General features: G+C 60.1%; 20 protein-coding genes. 18 read left to right on the forward strand and 2 right to left on the reverse strand.

What is annotated here, in order from left to right:
- Window positions 1-117: 117 nt before the first annotated feature.
- Complete coding sequence (locus tag ACQZ5N_RS13265) at window positions 118-1,962, reverse strand: extracellular solute-binding protein (protein WP_448733137.1); 1,845 nt, start codon at window positions 1,960-1,962, stop codon at window positions 118-120.
- Window positions 1,963-2,167: 205 nt separating this feature from the next.
- On the opposite strand from ACQZ5N_RS13265, the gene mepA reads away from it, so the two are divergent.
- The 4 genes from mepA to dapB all read left to right on the forward strand — a co-directional run bounded on the left by mepA (window position 2,168) and on the right by dapB (window position 5,700).
- Window positions 2,168-3,217, forward strand: coding sequence for a penicillin-insensitive murein endopeptidase (mepA, locus tag ACQZ5N_RS13270; protein ID WP_448733138.1), 1,050 nt, complete (start codon window positions 2,168-2,170; stop codon window positions 3,215-3,217).
- 100 nt (window positions 3,218-3,317) lie between these two features.
- Window positions 3,318-3,701, forward strand: coding sequence for a methylglyoxal synthase (locus ACQZ5N_RS13275; RefSeq protein WP_003524431.1), 384 nt, complete (start codon window positions 3,318-3,320; stop codon window positions 3,699-3,701).
- Window positions 3,702-3,723: 22 nt separating this feature from the next.
- Window positions 3,724-4,746 (forward strand): glucokinase, encoded by a 1,023-nt coding sequence (locus tag ACQZ5N_RS13280; RefSeq protein WP_448733139.1) that lies wholly within the window; start codon window positions 3,724-3,726, stop codon window positions 4,744-4,746.
- A gap of 126 nt (window positions 4,747-4,872) precedes the next feature.
- Window positions 4,873-5,700, forward strand: a complete 828-nt coding sequence (dapB, locus tag ACQZ5N_RS13285; protein ID WP_448733197.1) for a 4-hydroxy-tetrahydrodipicolinate reductase — start codon at window positions 4,873-4,875, stop codon at window positions 5,698-5,700.
- 9 nt (window positions 5,701-5,709) lie between these two features.
- Here the strand turns inward: dapB and phnF are convergent, their stop codons facing one another.
- On the reverse strand, window positions 5,710-6,447 hold the full coding sequence (gene phnF / locus ACQZ5N_RS13290; protein ID WP_448733140.1) for a phosphonate metabolism transcriptional regulator PhnF: 738 nt from the start codon (window positions 6,445-6,447) through the stop codon (window positions 5,710-5,712).
- Window positions 6,448-6,529: 82 nt separating this feature from the next.
- On the opposite strand from phnF, the gene phnG reads away from it, so the two are divergent.
- The 14 genes from phnG to phnN all read left to right on the forward strand — a co-directional run bounded on the left by phnG (window position 6,530) and on the right by phnN (window position 19,039).
- Complete coding sequence (gene phnG / locus ACQZ5N_RS13295; protein WP_174055852.1) at window positions 6,530-6,991, forward strand: phosphonate C-P lyase system protein PhnG; 462 nt, start codon at window positions 6,530-6,532, stop codon at window positions 6,989-6,991.
- Window positions 6,991-7,599 carry a phosphonate C-P lyase system protein PhnH gene (phnH, locus tag ACQZ5N_RS13300; RefSeq protein WP_304982007.1) on the forward strand — a complete coding sequence of 203 codons (609 nt, stop codon included), beginning with the start codon at window positions 6,991-6,993 and terminating at the stop codon, window positions 7,597-7,599. Before phnG ends, phnH begins: the two co-directional genes overlap by 1 nt.
- 1 nt (window position 7,600) lies before the next feature.
- Window positions 7,601-8,710, forward strand: a complete 1,110-nt coding sequence (locus ACQZ5N_RS13305) for a carbon-phosphorus lyase complex subunit PhnI (RefSeq protein WP_448733141.1) — start codon at window positions 7,601-7,603, stop codon at window positions 8,708-8,710.
- A gap of 133 nt (window positions 8,711-8,843) precedes the next feature.
- Window positions 8,844-9,746: an alpha-D-ribose 1-methylphosphonate 5-phosphate C-P-lyase PhnJ gene (locus tag ACQZ5N_RS13310; protein ID WP_065654731.1), complete on the forward strand. Its 903-nt coding sequence runs from the start codon at window positions 8,844-8,846 to the stop codon at window positions 9,744-9,746.
- Window positions 9,743-10,519: a phosphonate C-P lyase system protein PhnK gene (gene phnK, locus ACQZ5N_RS13315; RefSeq protein ID WP_004439249.1), complete on the forward strand. Its 777-nt coding sequence runs from the start codon at window positions 9,743-9,745 to the stop codon at window positions 10,517-10,519. The genes ACQZ5N_RS13310 and phnK overlap by 4 nt, the downstream gene beginning before the upstream one ends.
- A 4-nt stretch (window positions 10,520-10,523) precedes the next feature.
- Window positions 10,524-11,231 carry a phosphonate C-P lyase system protein PhnL gene (gene phnL, locus ACQZ5N_RS13320; protein ID WP_003524417.1) on the forward strand — a complete coding sequence of 236 codons (708 nt, stop codon included), beginning with the start codon at window positions 10,524-10,526 and terminating at the stop codon, window positions 11,229-11,231.
- Window positions 11,228-11,845, forward strand: coding sequence for a transferase hexapeptide repeat family protein (locus ACQZ5N_RS13325; RefSeq protein WP_448733142.1), 618 nt, complete (start codon window positions 11,228-11,230; stop codon window positions 11,843-11,845). The genes phnL and ACQZ5N_RS13325 overlap by 4 nt, the downstream gene beginning before the upstream one ends.
- A 234-nt stretch (window positions 11,846-12,079) precedes the next feature.
- On the forward strand, window positions 12,080-12,940 hold the full coding sequence (phnC, locus tag ACQZ5N_RS13330; RefSeq protein ID WP_448733143.1) for a phosphonate ABC transporter ATP-binding protein: 861 nt from the start codon (window positions 12,080-12,082) through the stop codon (window positions 12,938-12,940).
- Window positions 12,941-13,025: 85 nt separating this feature from the next.
- Window positions 13,026-13,931, forward strand: coding sequence for a phosphonate ABC transporter substrate-binding protein (phnD, locus tag ACQZ5N_RS13335; protein WP_035264407.1), 906 nt, complete (start codon window positions 13,026-13,028; stop codon window positions 13,929-13,931).
- Window positions 13,932-14,003: 72 nt separating this feature from the next.
- Window positions 14,004-14,990 (forward strand): phosphonate ABC transporter, permease protein PhnE, encoded by a 987-nt coding sequence (phnE, locus tag ACQZ5N_RS13340; RefSeq protein WP_448733144.1) that lies wholly within the window; start codon window positions 14,004-14,006, stop codon window positions 14,988-14,990.
- Window positions 14,990-16,339, forward strand: coding sequence for a phosphonate ABC transporter, permease protein PhnE (gene phnE / locus ACQZ5N_RS13345; RefSeq protein ID WP_448733145.1), 1,350 nt, complete (start codon window positions 14,990-14,992; stop codon window positions 16,337-16,339). Before phnE (ACQZ5N_RS13340) ends, phnE (ACQZ5N_RS13345) begins: the two co-directional genes overlap by 1 nt.
- Before the next feature lie 272 nt (window positions 16,340-16,611).
- Window positions 16,612-17,310: a DUF1045 domain-containing protein gene (locus ACQZ5N_RS13350; RefSeq protein WP_448733146.1), complete on the forward strand. Its 699-nt coding sequence runs from the start codon at window positions 16,612-16,614 to the stop codon at window positions 17,308-17,310.
- A complete protein-coding gene (locus ACQZ5N_RS13355; RefSeq protein ID WP_448733147.1) occupies window positions 17,307-18,443 on the forward strand; it encodes an alpha-D-ribose 1-methylphosphonate 5-triphosphate diphosphatase in 1,137 nt (378 codons plus the stop codon). The genes ACQZ5N_RS13350 and ACQZ5N_RS13355 overlap by 4 nt, the downstream gene beginning before the upstream one ends.
- On the forward strand, window positions 18,440-19,039 hold the full coding sequence (phnN, locus tag ACQZ5N_RS13360; RefSeq protein WP_448733148.1) for a phosphonate metabolism protein/1,5-bisphosphokinase (PRPP-forming) PhnN: 600 nt from the start codon (window positions 18,440-18,442) through the stop codon (window positions 19,037-19,039). The genes ACQZ5N_RS13355 and phnN overlap by 4 nt, the downstream gene beginning before the upstream one ends.
- The last annotated feature ends 68 nt before the right edge of the window (window positions 19,040-19,107 follow it).

The raw sequence follows: 19,107 nt of genomic DNA on the forward strand, positions 1-19,107 counted from the left end.
CGTCAGCGGTTTTCGTTTCTGTCAAACCCGGTCCTTTCCTGAAAGCGCTGCCTGCGCTTTGAGCGATTCGTCTCGCCCTATGTGAATCAAGCCTTCGCCACGAAAGCAAGGCCGGCGTCAATTCGCGGCCTGACTGGACCACCATGCTTCCGGAAAACCGACACCATATTGGGGCAGGTTTTCCGGACGGATAAGCGTGTTCCAGTAGGCGATGAACATCTCACCGCGATAGAATTGCGGGATGACATAGCTGTTTGCCAAAAGCACGCGGTCGAGAGCGCGTGCGGCGGCCACCTGTTCATCCCGGTTGGGCGCAAATATGACCTTCCTGACCAACGCATCGACGGCAGGGTTCTTGATGCCGGCAATATTGTTGGAACCCTGCCTGTCGGCGGCGGCCGAGCCCCAGAAATCCGCCTGTTCGTTTCCGGGGTTCGCGGAAGTCGCCCAGAGCTTGACGATCACGTCATAATCGAAGCTGCGGGTGCGGTTGGTATATTGCGAGGCGTCGACGGTCCGGATCGTCGCGTTGATGCCGATCTTCTTCAGATTCTGGACATAGGGAAGGATGGTTCTTTCCATGCCGGCGGAATCGATCAGAAACTCCATATCGAGCGGCTGTCCGGTTTTCGCATTGACCATGCGGTTGCCGCGCAGCTCGTAACCGGCCTCTTTCATCAGCTTGACCGCCTCGCGCAGATTGTCACGCTGCTTGGCCGGATCACCCGCGACCGGGTTGCGATATTCGGTGGTGAAAACCTCCGGCGGAACCTGATCCTTCAGTTCCTGAAGAATTTCCAGCTCTCGACCGGTGGGCAGGCCGGAAGAGGCCAGCTCACTGCCCATGAAGAAGCTGTTGATGCGCTGGAACTGGCCGTAAGCCAGCGTTCGGTTCAGCTCCTCGAAATCGAAAGCGTAGTTGAGCGCCTTGCGCAGGTTCGGGTTCTGGAATTTTTCGCGGCGCATGTTCGGCACGAAGGCCTGCATGATGCCGACGGAGCGATAGATATTCGGCAGTTCTTCCTTCTTGACGCGGCCTTCCTTGACTGCCGGAAAATCATAACCCGTGACCCAGCGGCTGGAGGAGGCTTCCTGGCGGAAATCGACGGTGCCGGACTTGAACGCCTGGAATTCGACATCCTGATCGGCAAAGAAGGTGTAGGCGATGGTTTTGAAATTGTTCATCCCCACATTCACGTTGACGTCCTTGCCCCAGTAGTCGTCGCGGCGTTCATAAGCGATTGTCGAGCCGGGAGAGACTGAGGCAATCTTGTAGGCGCCGGAACCCATCACCGGCTCCAGCGTGCCACGCGATATGTCACGCGGCTTGCCATCCGGGCCGGCGGCTTCCCACCAGTGCTTGGGAACGATCAGCAATTGCCCGACAATCTGCGGCAATTCACGATTGTTCTTTTCATCGAATGTGAAGGTGATGTCCCTTTCGCCGCTCACCTCCGCCTTGGTGACGTGGGTGTAATAGGTCGCTAGCTGCGGGCTCAGATCCTTCGCTTTTTCGAAGCTGAAGACGACATCCTCCGGCGTCACCGGCTTGCCATCGGCCCATTTCGCTTCGGCGCGCAGCCGGAAGGTGGCTTTCGAAATATCGTCCGGATAGCTCACACCCTCGGCCAGAAGACCGTAGGAGGCCGACAGCTCCTCTTCCGTCGATTTCATCAATGTATCGAAAACGAGCGAAAGGCCGGTCGCCGCCTCACCTTTGGCGAGCAGCGGATTGAGGGTATCGAAGGTGCCCGCTGTCGACAGGCGAAGGGTGCCGCCCTTCGGCGCCTTGGTATTCACATAGTCGAAATGATCGAAGCCATCGGGATGTTTCAGTTCCCCGACTGTCGAAATCCCCTTTCGCCACACATCGGCCGATTGTGCGAAGGCCGCCGCCGGTATCAGCAGGGCGGATGCCGCAAGAGCAATGAGGAGACGGGATTTCAGTGGTGCCAATATCATTGGGGGAATGTCCCTGTTTTCGTGTTTGTTGGAGAGAGCATAAAACAAAGATTGGCAAAAAACAGATGCACCGCCTCACAAGCTCTTTATCGGCGTCTTTATCTTCCCGCTTTGCAACAGGCGGGGCGAAACATGGTTTCAACAAAATCCCGTTCCAGTTTATCTTAAGGGGAAGAGAATCATCTGATCGGACGGGCACGACTATATGACGGCGGGATCATCGAAAGTTTTCAAGGCGGCCATGCTGGCGATTTCGGTCGTCTCCGCGCTGCAGTTGCAGATGGAAACCGCATCGGCCGAGGACAGGCCCGCGAAAGAAGTGTTCGGCCATATGGCGCTGCCTTCCGCCACGGGCTCGCAGCCGATCGGCTCCTATGCCAAGGGCTGCCAGTCCGGCGCCATCGCCATGCCGACGGACGGTCCCGGCTGGCAGGCCATGCGCCTTTCCCGCAACCGGCGCTGGGGCCAGCCGCAGATGATTTCCTTCCTCGAGCAATTTTCGCAGGATGCCCAGAAGATCGGCTGGCCGGGATTGCTGCTGGGCGATATTTCCCAGCCGCGCGGCGGGCCGATGCTGACCGGCCATGCGTCGCACCAGATCGGCCTTGATGTCGACATATGGTGGCGACCGATGCCGAGCCCACGGCTGAGCGTGGAGCAGCGCGAAACCGTGCCTTTCATCTCGATGCTGGACAAGAGCAAGTTCCTGACGGTCGATGACCGCAAGTGGTCACCGCTCAATGCCCGGCTGGTGATGATGGCGGCAAGCTACCCGCAGGTGGAGCGTGTCTTCGTCAACCCGGCCATCAAGCAGAAACTCTGCCAGACATGGACCGGCGACCGCACCTTCATGGGCAAGATCAGGCCGATCTACGGCCATGACGAGCATTTCCACATCCGTCTCGAATGCCCGCCCGGCGCGCCCAATTGCAAACCGCAGGCGGCCGTGGGCAAAGGCGACGGCTGCGACAAGTCGCTGGCCTGGTGGTTCAGCAAGGAACCATGGGCGCCGCCGAAAAAGGATCCCAATGCCAAGCCGGTGAAACCGCGCCCGGTCATGGTTTCCGATCTGCCCTCGGCCTGCGCCGCCGTGGCTGCCGCCCCTTCCACTAACCCCGAGGGACTTGCGGCCCAAGCCTACTCCCCTGCTCCGGCAACGCGCCAGCAAAGCGTGGAACAGGTCATTCAGGCAGCCCCTGCCCTGCAGCCGCCTTCGGTTATTCCGCTTCCCACCCAGCGCCCGACATTGAACTGAAACAGAAATGGGGCATTCAACAGCTTCCCTTTTCAAATGGCGGCAAGCTGTTATAGAAGGCTTCAAATCGATTTAATTCTTGATGGAACGGGCTGGGACCATGGAAGGACAACGCTGTATCGCGCTCATCGCTCACGACGAGAAAAAGGACGATATGGCGGATTTCGCCCGTCATCACCAGAAAGCGCTTGCCGGTTTCAGGATCGTCGCCACCGGCACGACCGGCGGGCGGGTACAGGAAGCCTGTCCGGGTCTTGAAGTCATTCGCCTCAAAAGCGGGCCTCTCGGCGGAGACCAGCAGATCGGCGCGATGATCGCCACCGGCGAGGTGGACATGCTGATCTTCTTCACCGACCCGCTGACGGCGATGCCGCATGATGTGGATGTGAAGGCGCTGACCCGGCTTGCTACGGTTTACGATATTCCCATGGCGCTCAACCGCGCCACCGCAGAAAATCTCATCGACTTCCACGTCGCCAACTGAACCTCCCAACATGGAACAGGCAATGCCGAAGACGTCCGATACCGAATATCTGTCCTTTCCGATCCTTCTTGGCGACATCGGCGGCACCAATGCCCGCTTTTCCATCCTGATCGATTCCTTTGCCGAACCGGTGCACCTTACCACCGTGAAGACGGCGGAATATCCGACCATCGACGACGCCATCCAGCAGGCGGTTCTGGACAAAACCTCGCTTCAGCCGGTCTCGACCATTCTGGCGATTGCCGGCCCCATCGAAGGTGACGAGATTCCGCTCACCAACTGCCATTGGGTCGTCAGGCCGAAGGGCATGCTGGCCAATCTCGGCCTGAAGGATGTCATCGTCATCAACGACTTCGAGGCGCAGGCTCTGGCGATTGCAGCGCTTGACGACGACAACCGCGAATCCATCGGCTCCGGCCGCAAGGATGTGCTGGCATCGCGCGTCGTTCTTGGACCGGGTACGGGACTTGGTGTCGCCGGGCTGGTTTACGCCCGCCATATGTGGTTCCCGGTGCCCGGCGAAGGCGGCCATATCGATATCGGCCCGAGAAGCGCGCGTGACTATGCGGTTTTCCCGCATATCGAAACCATTGAAGGCCGTGTCGCCGGGGAGCAGATCCTGTGCGGGCGCGGGCTGGTCAATCTTTACCGGGCCGTCTGCACCGCCGATGGCATCGAGCCTGTCTTTTCCGATCCGGCCGACATTACTTCTCAAGGGCTTTCGAGCGAGAACCCGCAGGCGAAAGAGACCCTGTCCCTTTTCAGCACCTATCTCGGCCGCGTGGCCGGTGACCTCGCGCTGATCTTCATGGCCAAGGGCGGTGTCTATCTGGCCGGCGGCATTTCGCAGAAGATCATTCCGGCGCTGAAGAGCCCGGAATTCCGGGCCGCCTTCGAAGACAAGGCGCCGCACAGCGCGCTGATGCGGACCATTCCCACCTTCGTCGTCACCCATCCGCAGGCGGCGCTTTCCGGGCTTGCCACCTATTCGAGAACGCCGTCCGATTTCGGCCTGTCGCTGGATGGGCGACGCTGGAGGGGTTGATCGCCCGGCCTGTTCTTATGTGATGCTTGCGAAGCAGGCGGGCGGTCTTTAACGTCGCTGCTGAAAACATCAATCGACCGATACCGGCGGATCTCGATCCGCCCGAGATGAAAAGTGAGTGACAGCATGGGCAGCAGCGGCATGAAACTGGTGGTGGTCGGCGCGGCGGGCCGCATGGGACAGGCGCTGATCCGCCTCATTCACCAGACGCCCGGCGTCCAACTGCATGCCGCCGTGGCGCGCGAAGGCTCGGCCTTTGTCGGTCGCGATGCGGGCGAAATCGCCGGTCTCGGCCCGATCGACGTCGAAATCACCAGCGATCCGTTGCAGGCATTTCTCCATGCGGAAGGGGTGATCGATTTCACTTCGCCGGCAACCAGCGTCACCTTTGCCGGCCTCGCCGCACAGGCCCGCATCGTGCATATCATCGGCACCACGGGCTGCTCGGCGGAAGACGAGGAAAAATTCAAGGCGGCGTCGCGCCATGCCCGCATCGTCAAGTCGGGCAATATGAGCCTCGGCGTCAACCTGCTCAGTGTTCTCACACAGCAGGCAGCACAGGCGCTGGATGCGCAGAACTGGGATATCGAAATCCTTGAAATGCACCACAAGCACAAGGTGGATGCGCCCTCAGGCACCGCCCTTCTGCTCGGCGAGGCGGCGGCGGCGGGCCGCAAGGTCGATCTCACCACATCGTCCGTTCGCGTGCGCGACGGGCATACGGGTGCGCGTGAAACGGGGACCATCGGTTTTGCCACGCTGCGTGGCGGCTCGGTGATCGGCGAACATTCGGTGATCTTCGCCGGAGAGGGCGAGCGCGTGGAGCTTTCGCATTATGCCGGCGACCGCTCCATTTTCGCACGCGGCGCGATTGCTGCAGCCGTCTGGGCCTTCGACAAGAAGCCGGGCTTCTATTCGATGCTGGATGTGCTGGGGCTTTCGCAGGCAGAGTAAGCTTTCGGCTTAATTCTCCACCGTGAATTCGACCGTATCGGCCGAAAAGCGGCTGATGGCATATTGCACTGGTACGCCATTCATATCGGCGTTCAATGCTTGAGTAACAAGCAGGATCGCGCCCGGCGACAATTCGAGATCGGCCAGATCCTGCGTATCCGCATGGCTGGCGGAGATGACGGTTGAAATACGCACGTAATCCGCCACGCCCAGCATATTGAAGGCAGCGGTTATCGAGCCGCTTTTCTGATAGGCCTCGCCTATTCCGGCGAAACGATCCGCCGGAAACCATGTGGTCGAGCGGGACACCGGGCGGTTATCGGCCTTGCGCAGCGTTTCGAGACGTATGAGCGGCGCACCGGCCGGTAGTTGCAGCCGTGTGGCCAGATCGGCATTGGCCGGTTCGGTCGTATGGGACAGAAGCAGCGCTTCCATTTCCTTGACCTGATCGGCGATCCCCGCCGTAAATCGCGTGCGCCGTGAGATCGGAAAACTCAGGCGCTCCTTGCGGGCGATCATCGTGCCGCGCCCCTGCACCGGCTCGAGGATGCCTTCGCTGGCGAGTGCGGCAATGGCGCTTCGGACGGTATGGCGGTTGACGCCGAATTTTTCGGCCAGCGTCATTTCCGGCGGTAACATGCCGGTTTCATCGTGATCACCCGCCGCGATCTCGCCTCTGATCCTGTCGGCGATCTGCCGCCAGAGCGCCACGCCGTTCTTTCTTTTCATCGCTGCCGAAGGGCTCATGTCACACGCTTGTCATTCACTAACGTTAAATGTACCTTATATTGTATAGTTGTCTATATCAATAGACATTAGAGGTCAAGCGATGATTCACGAAACTGCAGACTTGCATGCAGACAGAAAGCGGGTGGCGGCGCTTCTTGCCCGCGCCACGGTCCAGGAACTCGAAACCGTCTGGAACCGGCAGGATGAAAGCCCCCGGACGGAAAATGTGCGTGGGCCGGAAACCGGCCTTGTCATGGTCAAAGGCCGTATCGGCGGCGGCGGCGCGCCCTTCAATCTGGGTGAGACGACCGTTACCCGGGCAACCGTCAAGCTTGCCTCGGGCACCGTGGGTCACGCACATGTTCTCGGCACCGGCCGCAAGAAGGCCTGGTACGCCGCCGTTTTCGATGCGCTCTGGCAGGAAAGCCCGACCCGCGGCTTCATCGAGACCGAGCTTCTTTCGCCGGTCGAGAAACGACTGACCGAGGAGAAGGACAGGAAAACAAAAGAGACCGCCGCAACACGGGTCGATTTCTTCACCATGGTTCGAGGAGAAGATTGATGAGCGTCAAGGCCGAAGCATTGACGGGCGGTTTTTCCGATGCCGTCTTCGATTCCCAACGGATTTTCAAGAAACTCATGGATGGCATGGCCCGGCCGGGCACGCCGCAGACAATCGAAACCGCAGTCGCCCCGCCATTGCCTCTCGCCCCCGCTACCGGCGCGGTCCTGCTGGCGCTCTGCGATCACGATACGCCGGTCTGGCTGAGCGGCGCGCTGCGAAAAACCACCGTCCCCGGTTGGGTCGCATTTCATACCGGTGCGGTCGCGACGGATGAAAAAAATGCGGCGCATTTCGCCGTCATCGAAGCGGGCAGCGCCATAGCTTCCTTCGGTCTCTTCGCCCAGGGAAGTCAGGAATATCCGGACCGCTCCACCACGCTCATCATCGAGTTGCCTGATCTGGATGGCGGGCGGGAATTGCTGCTCTCCGGCCCCGGTATCCGCCACGTCAACATCATCAGCCCGACAGGCCTGCCGGACATATTCCCGCGGCTGTGGGCGGAGAACAATGCCATTTTCCCGCGCGGCGTCGACGTCATCCTGACATCCGCCGACCGATTTGTCTGCCTGCCGCGCACGACGCGCATCCAACCCGTGGAGGCATAAGATGTATGTTGCTGTCAAAGGCGGGGAAACCGCCATTGCCAACGCCCACCGGCTTCTTGCCGACAAGCGGCGCGGAGACCGTGACCTGCCCGCGATGACAGTGTCGCAGATCGTTTCGCAGCTTTCGCTCGCCGTCGACCGGGTTATGGCGGAAGCGTCTCTTTACGATCAATCGCTTGCAGCCCTTGCGGTCAAGCAGGCCCGCGGCGACATGATCGAGGCCATCTTTCTGCTGCGCGCCTACCGCACGACGCTGCCGCGTTTCGGTTATTCGGTTCCGGTCGATACCGCTGAGATGACGGTGCACAGGCGCGTTTCCGCGACCTACAAGGATTTGCCGGGCGGGCAATTGCTGGGGCCGACCTTCGATTACACCCACCGCCTGCTTGACCCCTCTCTTCTCGAGGACGAGACCGTCGAAACCGCTGCCCGGCGTGAAGGCGAGCCGGAATATGTCATGCGCGTCTCCGACATTCTGGCGCAAGAAGGACTGATCGAGACCGACGGCGATATGCCTGATGATCATATTGCCGGCGATCTGACACGGGAGCCGATGGAGTTTCCAATGCCGCGTGACCTGCGCCTGCAATCGCTGGCGCGGGGTGATGAGGGCTTCCTTCTGGCACTCGCTTATTCAACGCAGCGCGGTTATGGCCGCACGCACCCCTTTGTCGGTGAAATACGCATCGGTGAAGTGGAGATTGAACTGGACGTACCGGAACTTGGCTTTGCCGTCTCGCTTGGCGACATACAGGTCACTGAATGCCAGATGGTCAACCAGTTCAAGGGTTCGGCAAAAGCGCCGCCGCAATTCACCCGTGGCTACGGTCTGGTGTTCGGCCAGAGCGAGCGCAAGGCCATGGCCATGTCGCTGGTCGACCGGGCGCTGCGGGCAGGCGAATTCGGCGAGGACGTCGTGGCCCCCGCGCAGGACGAGGAATTCGTCATTTCACACGCCGACAACGTTCAGGCGACGGGTTTCGTCGAGCATCTGAAACTGCCGCACTACGTGGATTTTCAGGCCGAGCTCGGTCTGGTCAGGAAAATGCGCACCGATTTCGAGGCGATCAACGCCGATGGCGCGGAGTGGATGGGCGATGCGGCCGAATAGCTCAGCGGCTGTGCTGCTCGCCAAACCAGTAAGCGCAAAAGACGGTCGATGCTGCAAACACAGCAAAGAACACGGCTGCAAGAATTCCAATCTCCATGAGCTTGTACTCCTTTTTTCACAAGGCTAACGCGCAATGCTTGAAGAAGTTTCATTTGACGACGGGCTGGCTGCCTACAACTTCGCCTATCTGGACGAACAGACCAAGCGAATGATCCGCCGGGCGATCCTGAAAGCCATCGCCATTCCCGGTTATCAGGTTCCCTTCGCTTCCCGCGAAATGCCCATGCCCTATGGCTGGGGCACCGGCGGCGTGCAGGTAACCGCCTCCATTCTCGGCCCAGACGATGTGCTGAAGGTTATCGACCAGGGCGCGGACGACACGACCAATGCGGTTTCCATCCGTGCCTTTTTCCAGAAGGTCGCGAATGTTGCCGTCACCACCCGCACGAAGGATGCGACCATCATCCAGACGCGGCATCGCATTCCCGAAGAGGAACTGCATTCGGGTCAGGTCCTCGTCTATCAGGTTCCCATTCCCGAGCCTCTGCGCTTCCTCGAGCCGCGCGAGACCGAAACGCGTGTCATGCACGCGCTGGAGGAATACGGCCTGATGCACGTCAAGCTTTACGAGGATATCGCCCGCAACGGACGCATCTCCACCACCTATGCCTATCCGGTGAAGGTGGCCGGGCGTTATGTGATGGATCCGTCGCCTACCCCGAAATTCGACAATCCGAAAATGCATCTCTCGGACGCCCTGCAGCTCTTCGGTGCAGGACGCGAAAAGCGCATCTATGCCGTGCCGCCCTATACCGACGTCGTCAGCCTCGATTTCGAGGACCATCCCTTCGAAATCCAGCGCTTCGACAAGCCCTGCGCGCTGTGCGGTGCGGAGAATGTCTATCTGGATGAGGTGGTGCTTGATGATAAGGGCGGGCGGATGTTCGTCTGCTCCGATACCGACCATTGCGAGGACCGCCGCGCCCATGGCCACAAGGGCCACCTGCTGGCGGATGTGAAGGAGGCCGCAGAATGAGCGATGCACCGCTTCTGAAAGTCAGGGACGTTTCCAAATATTATGGCGACCGCGCCGGCTGCCGCAATGTCTCTTTCGAGCTTTATCCCGGCGAGGTGCTTGCCATCGTCGGCGAATCCGGTTCCGGCAAGACCACGCTTCTCAACTGCATTTCCACCCGGCTGATGCCGACGGCGGGCAGCGTGGAATATCGCATGCGCGACGGTTCGATGCGTGACCTCTATCATATGGGCGAGGCCGAACGGCGTTTCCTGATGCGCACCGACTGGGGTTTCGTGCACCAGAACCCAGCGGACGGGCTGCGCATGGCGGTTTCGGCCGGCGCCAATGTCGGCGAGCGGCTGATGGCCGTCGGCAATCGGCATTACGGCAATATCAGGCAATCGGCCAGCGAATGGTTGGAGCGGGTGGAAATCGGCACCGACCGCATCGACGACCAGCCGCGCGCCTTTTCCGGCGGCATGCGCCAGCGCCTGCAGATCGCCCGAAACCTCGTCACCTCGCCGCGCCTCGTCTTCATGGACGAACCGACCGGCGGGCTCGATGTTTCCGTGCAGGCGCGCCTGCTCGATCTGGTCCGCGGTCTCGTCAACGATCTCGGTCTTGCTGTCGTCGTCGTCACTCATGATCTGGCCGTCGCACGGCTGCTTTCCCACCGTATGATGGTGATGAAGGGCGGCGACGTCATCGAGCACGGCCTGACCGACCGGGTGCTGGACGACCCGCGCGAGCCCTATACGCAATTGCTTGTTTCCTCTATTCTGCAGGTTTGACGCCATGCCGACGCCTCTTATCGTTTCGGAAGTCTTCAAAAGCTTCACCATGCATCTTCGCGACGGTATCGAATTGCCTGTTGTGCGCGATGTCAATTTCTCCGTTTGCGGCGGCGAATGTGTCGTGCTCGGCGGCCCGTCCGGCATCGGCAAAAGCTCGATCCTGAAAATGCTCTATGGCAACTACGCCATCGACAGCGGGCAGATTCTCGTTCGTCATGAGGGCCAGGTCGTCGATATCGGCAATGCCTCGCCGCGCACGATCCTCGATATCCGTCACCGCACCATCGGTTATGTCAGCCAGTTCCTGCGCACCGTGCCGCGCGTCGCTGCCATAGATGTCGTTGCCGAACCGCTTCTGGCGCGCAAGGTTGCCGCCGATGAAGCCCGCGAACACGCAGCCATGCTGCTTTCGAAGCTCAACCTGCCACGGGAACTATGGTCACTCCCTCCGGCGACATTTTCGGGCGGCGAGCAGCAGCGCGTGAATATCGCCCGCGGCTTCATCACCGACCATGCGATCCTGCTTCTGGACGAGCCGACGGCCTCGCTGGACGCCCTCAACCGGCGTGTCGTCGTCGATATGATCGTCGAGAAAAAACAGAAGGGCACGGCACTGCTCGGCATTTTCCACGACGAGGAGGTGCGGGAAGCCGTGGCCGACCGCATTCTGGACGTCTCACAGTTTTCCCCCAGAAAGGCAGCGGCATGAGCGTCAAGGTCGGTCTGGAGCCCGCCATCCATGAGACCGCCCGCGTCAGCAACTCCTCGATCGGCCGTTATACCGAAATTTCGGAACGCTGCCGCATAGAGGAAGTCGAGATGGGCGACTACTCCTATGTCATGCAGGATGGTGCAATCTGGTGCGCCACCATCGGCAAATTCGTCAACATCGCCGCCTCCGTCCGCATCAACGCCACCAATCACCCGATGCAGCGAGCGACGCTGCATCACTTCACCTATCGTGCCCACAACTATTGGGACGATGCGGAGGATGAGACGAACTTCTTTGCCGCCCGCCGCGCCAAGCGCGTGGTCATCGGCCACGATGTGTGGATCGGCCATGGTGCGACGATCCTGCCCGGTGTCACGGTCGGAAACGGCGCGGTGATCGGGGCGGGCGCAGTCGTCTCAAAAGACGTCGCGCCCTATACCATCGTTGGCGGCGTGCCCGCCCGGCTGATCCGGGAGCGCTTCCCGGCGGAACTGGGCCGGCAAATGGATAATCTGAAATGGTGGGACTGGGACCACGCGGCATTGCGCGTCGCTCTCGACGATTTCCGTAGTCTGGACGCCGAGGACTTCGTCGCGAAATATGGCGGATGAAATCTCCCTCTGCCGAACACCTGCAAATCCCGGGGCACCCCCGGGATTTTTGTTTATGCGACCAAAAAAGATACGCGGACTTGAACGATCCAAGATTCCTCCCGAAAGCTTTGTCGGCGAACAGGCGGATGCGAGATCCGTGAAATCTGTAATATTTTATTCATCAAACTGACATCCACACTTCACGCACCGCTGTTACGCCGAACCCCGTCAAAAAGAAGATTGGACGGGGAAATGAGCTTTCACCTGAAGCAAGTCACGCGCCGCTTTGGCAACCACACCGCGGTCGATTCCGTGAATGTCGAAATTCCGCAGGGCCAGATGGTTGGCGTTATCGGACGCTCGGGTGCTGGAAAATCGACGCTGCTGCGCATGATCAACCGCCTCGTCGATCCGTCCTCGGGTTCCATCCATTTCAATGACACGGAAGTTTCGGTGCTGAAGGGCGCGGCGCTTCGCAGCTGGCAGCGCGACTGCGCCATGATCTTCCAGCAGTTCAATCTGGTGCCGCGCCTCGATGTGCTCACCAATGTCATGCTCGGTCGCCTCAATCACCGCTCGACGGCGCTCAGCCTGTTCAACATCTTCACCAATGACGAGCGCCTGATGGCCATCGCCGCCCTGGAAAGGCTTGGCATCGAACATGTGGCCATGCAGGCTGCCGGCACGCTTTCCGGCGGTCAGCAGCAGCGTGTCGCCATCGCCCGCGCCCTGATGCAGTCTCCGAAGATGGTTCTGGCCGATGAGCCGATCGCTTCCCTCGACCCGCTGAACGCCAAGATCGTGATGGACGCGCTGCGCGACATCAACGAACGCGAAGGCATTACGGTTATTACCAACCTGCATACGCTGGATACGGCACGCAATTATTGCGAACGCATCATCGGCATGTCTCAGGGCCGCGTCGTCTTCGACGGAACCCCTACTGAGCTGACGGCTGCGGCCGTCACGGAGATCTACGGAACCGATTCTCAAGGGTCCGGCATCGACGAGACCATGACCTCGACCAGCATCAATATTCCCGGCGCGCAGCTTCCTGCGCGTCCGGTGCACCAATCTGCCGGCCCCGAACCGCTCGCTCTCGCCGGGCTCTGAGGAACCGCTCAGCATCGTTTGCGCCCGCGTCAAGGGCCGATACTTCACAACAAACTCCGGCTCGCCGGGAAACAGGAGAAAGTCCATGTTGAAGAAAGTCCTTCTTTCGGCAGTCGCGCTTGGCGTTCTGGCCGGTTCCGCCATGGCTCAGGACGTCAAGGTTCTGCGCATCGGTCTCGACGGCTCTGAAAACGAAGCCGACCAGATCCGCAACACCAAGTGCGTTGCCGATGGCCTGAAGGCCGCGACCGGCGTTGCCGAAGTTCAGGTTTTCCCGTCGCCGGACTATAACGGCGTCATCCAGGGTCTTCTCGGCGGCACCATCGACATCGCTTCCATGGGCGCGTCCTCCTACGCCAAGATCGCTCTGGCCGACCCCAAGGCTGTCGACCCGATCCTGACCTATACGGGTTCTGACGGTTCCAGCGGTTATTACACCATCATGGTTGCCCGCAAGGACAGCGGCATCAAGAAGCTGGCCGACGCCAAGGGCAAGAAGATCGGCTTCGCCGACCCGGATTCCACCTCCGGCTTCCTCGTTCCGAACGTGGCGATCCCGAAGGAAACCGGCACGCCGATCAAGGAATATTTCTCTGAAACCGGCTTCGGCGGCGGCCATGAGAACCTCGTTCTCGCCGTTCTCGACAAGAAGTTCGACGTTGGCACCACCTTCGGTTCGGGCGTCGGCAAGTGGGAAGAAGGCTACTCGGGCGGCAACCTTCACCAGATGGTCAAGAAGGGCAACCTCGACATGGACGATATCGTCGAAGTCTGGAAGTCGCCGCTGATCCCGAACGGCCCGCTGATGGTCACCAACAAGCTCGGCGACAGCATGAAGCAGAAGGTTGAAGACTACTTCATGGAACTGCCCAAGAAGGACCTCGCCTGCTTCCAGGCCTACACGCAGGGCAAGAACACCGCCTACATCAAGGTCGATCCGTCCTTCTACCAGACGATCATCGACGCCCGTAAGTCCGTTATCGGCGGCTGATCCTGACTGAATGTTCTGAAAGCGGCGGTGCCCTATGGCATCGCCGCTTTTTGCCAATAAAGGAAAAGCGGCATGGCGACCACACTGCAACAGGGTACCCTCACGCCCGAGGGATTGAGCGCATCGTCCCGAACGGTCATGCGTCATTATCAACAGCAGCTTGCGACGCGGCGGATCTATACCGTCATTTCGCTCGTGGTCTTTCTAGTCATTCTCGCGGCATCGCTGAATTTTGCCAACGAAGCAAATTCAGGCAAGTTCTTCGAGCGCCTGCCATATTTCTTCGATTTTCTGAAAACGTTTGTGCCGGATAGCCCGCTTGAAATCTTCCGTGCGATGTTCGATCTGCCGTCGCCCTATGACAATGGCTCGATGAAGTACAATTACGTCGCGGATCGCGTCTATGTCACCGACAGCTTTTACATCCCGCATTTCATTTACCAGCTGATCATCACCCTTAACATCGCATTGGTCTCGACGATCATCGGCACAAGCTTTGCCTTCGTGCTCTGCTTCTTCGCCTCTACCAACCTTGTCGGCGCCGGCCTCGTGCGCTGGGTGGTGCGCCGGGTGATGGAAGTGCTGCGCGCTTTTCCGGAAATCGTCGTCGCCGGGCTACTCACCGCCATCCTGTCGATCGGTCCGATAGCGGCGATCATCGCGATTTCGGTCCACACGATCGGCGCTCTGGGCAAGCTGTTCTTCGAAGTGGTGGAAAATGCCGACATGAAGCCCGATGAAGGCCTGCGCGCCGCGGGCGCCAACTGGCTGGAGCGGGTGCGATTCGCCATCGTGCCGCAGGTTCTGCCCAATTTCGTGTCCTATGCGCTGCTGCGCGCCGAAATCAACGTGCGCGCCTCCACCATCATCGGTGCTGTGGGCGGCGGCGGCATCGGCGAGGTCTTCCGGCTTTCGATCGGTAACGATCATGCGTCGAAGACCTATGCCATCATCATCCTTCTGCTGATCACCATCATCGCCGTCGACCAGTTTTCCAGCTGGCTGCGTCGCAGGCTGATCGGCCATCAATCCTTCGAATTCGGACGGGGAGCGGCCTGATGTCGACCAGCTTCATTCTCAACACCGCCGACCGCGAGAGATTGACGGCCGCGCATCCGCAAGTGTTCAACCGCAGTTTCATGCAGCGATATGGTCTGCTCGTCGGCCTTCTCACTGTCACCGTTTATCTCATCGGCTGCTTTTTCTTCTTCAATGTCGGTCCGGCCTTCATGCAGGGCCGATGGGATCGTGCCTCGAGCTATATTCAGGACTGGTATTCCTGGCGCGCCCAGCCGCGCCTGCGTTTCGAAGACGGCAAGGTGGAGCCGCAATGGTCCAGCCGCGGGCAATATCCGGTTGATACAAAGATCGACTGGCTGCAGCCCCTGCCGGGCGGTGGCTACAGCGTCGTTTATGCGGGCCTGGAAAACCGCCTCGACGTGACCCCGACCCGGGTGGATGTCTATGTCGACGGCAAGAATTATCCCGTCATCATCAATGGAGAACAGGCCCGGGCATCCGAGGATGTGCCGCAGGAAATCCAGCAGGACGGCAACAAGGTTCTCGTGCATTTTGGTTTTGCCGGTCAGGCAGAAATCCGCACCAGTCAGGTCTATGTCCAGCGTCGGTTCCTCGGATGGGCGAATTTCCTGTTCGACACCAAATCGGAATTCTGGGGCAAGGGCTACGATGAACTCGCCGCTCTCGCGCTGTGGGGAGAAAGGCTCGATCCCGAGCGCTCCAATATCGGCCACATGGTGGATGATTTCCTCGACAACAGCGTCTGGCAACATGCCGATATTCTTTCCAAGCTGATGCAGACGCTGGTCATGGCCTTTGTGGGCACGCTGTTCGGCACGCTCGTCGCCCTGCCGCTCGCCTTCATCGCCGCGCGCAACATCACCGCCAACAGGGCCGCAAACTGGGGCATGAAGCGGCTATTCGACTTCCTGCGTTCCATCGACATGCTGATCTGGGCGCTGTTCTTCACCCGCAGCTTCGGGCCCGGACCGATCCCCGGCATTGCCGCGATCTTCTTCACCGATACCGGAGCGCTCGGCAAGGTCTATGCCGAGGCTCTGGAAAATGTCGACGACAAGCAGCGCGAGGGTGTCAAATCGGTCGGCGCTTCCCCGATTGCGGTCAACCGCTTCGGTGTGCTGCCGCAGGTCCTGCCGGTCTTCATTTCGCAGTCACTCTATTTCTGGGAAAGCAACACCCGCTCCGCCACCATCATCGGCGCGGTGGGCGCTGGCGGCATCGGCCTGAAACTGCTGGAAGCGATGGGCACCAATGCCGACTGGGACAAGGTCGCCTATATGGTCCTGCTTATTCTCTTCGTCGTTTTCCTATTCGACCACATCTCCAATTCGCTGCGTTCACGCCTGATCGGCAAAACACAACACTAGGTCTGAAGGGATGGAATGACTAACCTCGTAACGATGTTCGTCATCTCCGCCAGGCACCCGCGCAGTCCCGATTTATGCCGGCCGTATCCCGTCATCATGTCCGACTGTGTCTTCAGCACATTCGGAAGGGTTACCGCATTTCCAATGCGCTTTTTTCCCTCGGCATCATCATTCTGTCACGGAAACCAATTACCTCGCACTCCTGACCTTGCGGGAAGCCGGCGAGTCACGCCAAATAGCTTCTCATCCCTGGTCTCCCATGACACTGAAGAGTGCTTGCCGTGCGCTATGCCATCTATTTTTCTCCGGCTAAAGATCACCCGTTGACTGAGGCGGCGTCACGCTGGCTGGGCCGCGACGCATTTTCCGGCACGCTGCATGACGACCACGACGACTATGCCGACATGACGGAGGAGCCCCGCCGTTACGGTTTCCACGCGACCCTGAAGGCTCCTTTCGAACTTGCCGAAAAATATAGCGAGGCGGAGCTGCTCGCGGCTTTCGAAGATTTCGCGGCCAGCCAGTCCACCTTCGAAATTCCGCGTGTCGTCGTCAGTGCGCTCGGGCCTTTTTTCGCACTGGTCCCGGACCGCACCTATCAGCCGCTGCAGGATTTTGCCGCCGAGATCGTCGATCATTTCGACCGGTTTCGCGCGCCGCTGTCCGAGACCGATATTGCCCGTCGGCGGCCACAGATGCTGACGGAGAGCCAGCGGCAGAATCTGTCTCTCTGGGGTTATCCGCATGTCATGGATGATTTCCGTTTTCATATGACGCTGACCGGCCGCATCGACGAGAGCGAGCAGCCCGCCATGCACAAGGTGCTTTCGGCGCGGTTTTCCGAATTCACCGATCGACCCCTCAGCATTTCCGGCCTCGCCTTGTTCATTGAAGAAACGCGCGGCGCGCCCTTTACCGTTCATAGCTGGCACCCCCTTGGCCAGCCACCAAAGAAAGATGCGAACCCATGACCGAGCACGCCCTTTCCAATGCCCGTATCGTTCTGGAAGACGATATTATTCTGGGCTCCGTCCTGATCCGTGACGGCAAGATCGCCGATATCAGCGAAGGTGCTTCCAAAACCGGCGAAGACCTCGAAGGTGATTATTTGATCCCGGGTCTGGTGGAACTGCATACCGACCATCTTGAGCAGCATTATTCGCCGCGCCCCGGCGTGATCTGGGACAAGATCGCCGCCATTCAGGCCCATGACGCCCAGGTGGCCGCCTCCGGCATCACCACCGTATTCGACTGCCTCCGGCTCGGCTCGGATGAGGACGGCGGCTTCAAGAAGGGTGAAATGCGCGAAATGGCTGACGCCATCGAGGCCGCGGCGGATCAGAACCGCCTTCGTTCGGATCACCTGCTGCATCTGCGCTGTGAAGTCGCCTCCTCGGATGTGCTGGAACATTTCGGAGACTTCGAAACCGATCCGCGCGTGCGGCTGATTTCACTGATGGACCACTCCCCGGGGCAGCGCCAGTTCCAGTCGATGGATCAATATATCTTCTACTACCAGAAGAAGCGTGGGCTGAGCGACGAGGCTTTCGCCGAGTTCGTGCGGCGTCGGCAGGCGGCGTCGGCGGAATATTCCGCCAAGCACCGCGATTATCTGGCCGCCCGCTGCGCCGAGCGCGGCATTACGGTCGCAAGCCATGACGACGCCACCGAAGCGCATGTCGGCGAGGCTATCGGCCACGGCGTGAAACTGGCGGAATTCCCCACCAGCGTCGAAGCCGCAAAAGCCTCGCACAGCGCCGGCATGAGCGTGCTGATGGGTGCGCCGAACATCGTTCGCGGCAAGTCCCACTCCGGCAACATCGCCGCCCGCGACCTCGCCGAGATCGGCGTGCTGGATGTTCTTTCTTCCGACTATGTGCCCTTCAGCCTGCTCTTCGCGCCATTCCTGCTCGCCGATCAGGTAGAAGCCATCAGCCTGCCGGAAGCACTGCGCATGGTCACCGCCACACCGGCTCGCACCGTCGGCCTTCTCGATCGCGGTCGTATCGCGACGGGATTGCGGGCCGATCTGGTCCGGGTTCACCGCGAGGATGGTGTGCCGGTCGCCCGTTCCGTCTGGCGTCAGGGCAAGCGCGTGGCATGACCGACGATGGGCAGGATAGCCGGCGCGCGGCATCGCCCGGCACGATGATCGTGATTGTCGGCCCGAGCGGGGCCGGCAAGGACACGCTGATGGACTATGCCGCAGCGCGATTGTGCGGACGGCCGGGCTTTCACTTCACCCGTCGCGTCATCACCCGCAGCGGCGATGCGGGGGGTGAAAACCACGATGCCGTTTCGATGCACGAGTTCAACCGGCTGGAAGATGAGGGCGCCTTCGCGGTGTCCTGGCAGGCGCATGGGCTGAAATATGGCATCCCGGCCGCTGTCTATCGTCACCTCAATGCGGGAGATGTGGTCATCGCCAACGGTTCGCGTTCCGCCCTGCCGCATTTCAGCACCGCCTTTTCCCGTCTTAAGGTCGTGAACATCGTTGCGCGACCGGATGTGCTGGCAAGGCGGCTGGAGCAGCGCGGGCGGGAAAGCCGGGACGATATTCTCCGGCGGCTGGAACGCAGCTCGTTGACGGTCGCTGGAGATTTCGACGTGACGACCGTCGATAATAGCGGCGCTATCGAAGATGCCGGCCAAGCCATCATGCAGGTGCTGGAGCAAAGCGCAGACACCGACCGCACTTAAAATCCCGGAGCCGGGCTGCTCGACAAACGCCCTCTCAAGGCTTACCATCAGGCGACAATTTCCAAACA

Source organism: Agrobacterium sp. 22-221-1 (genome assembly GCF_053522445.1).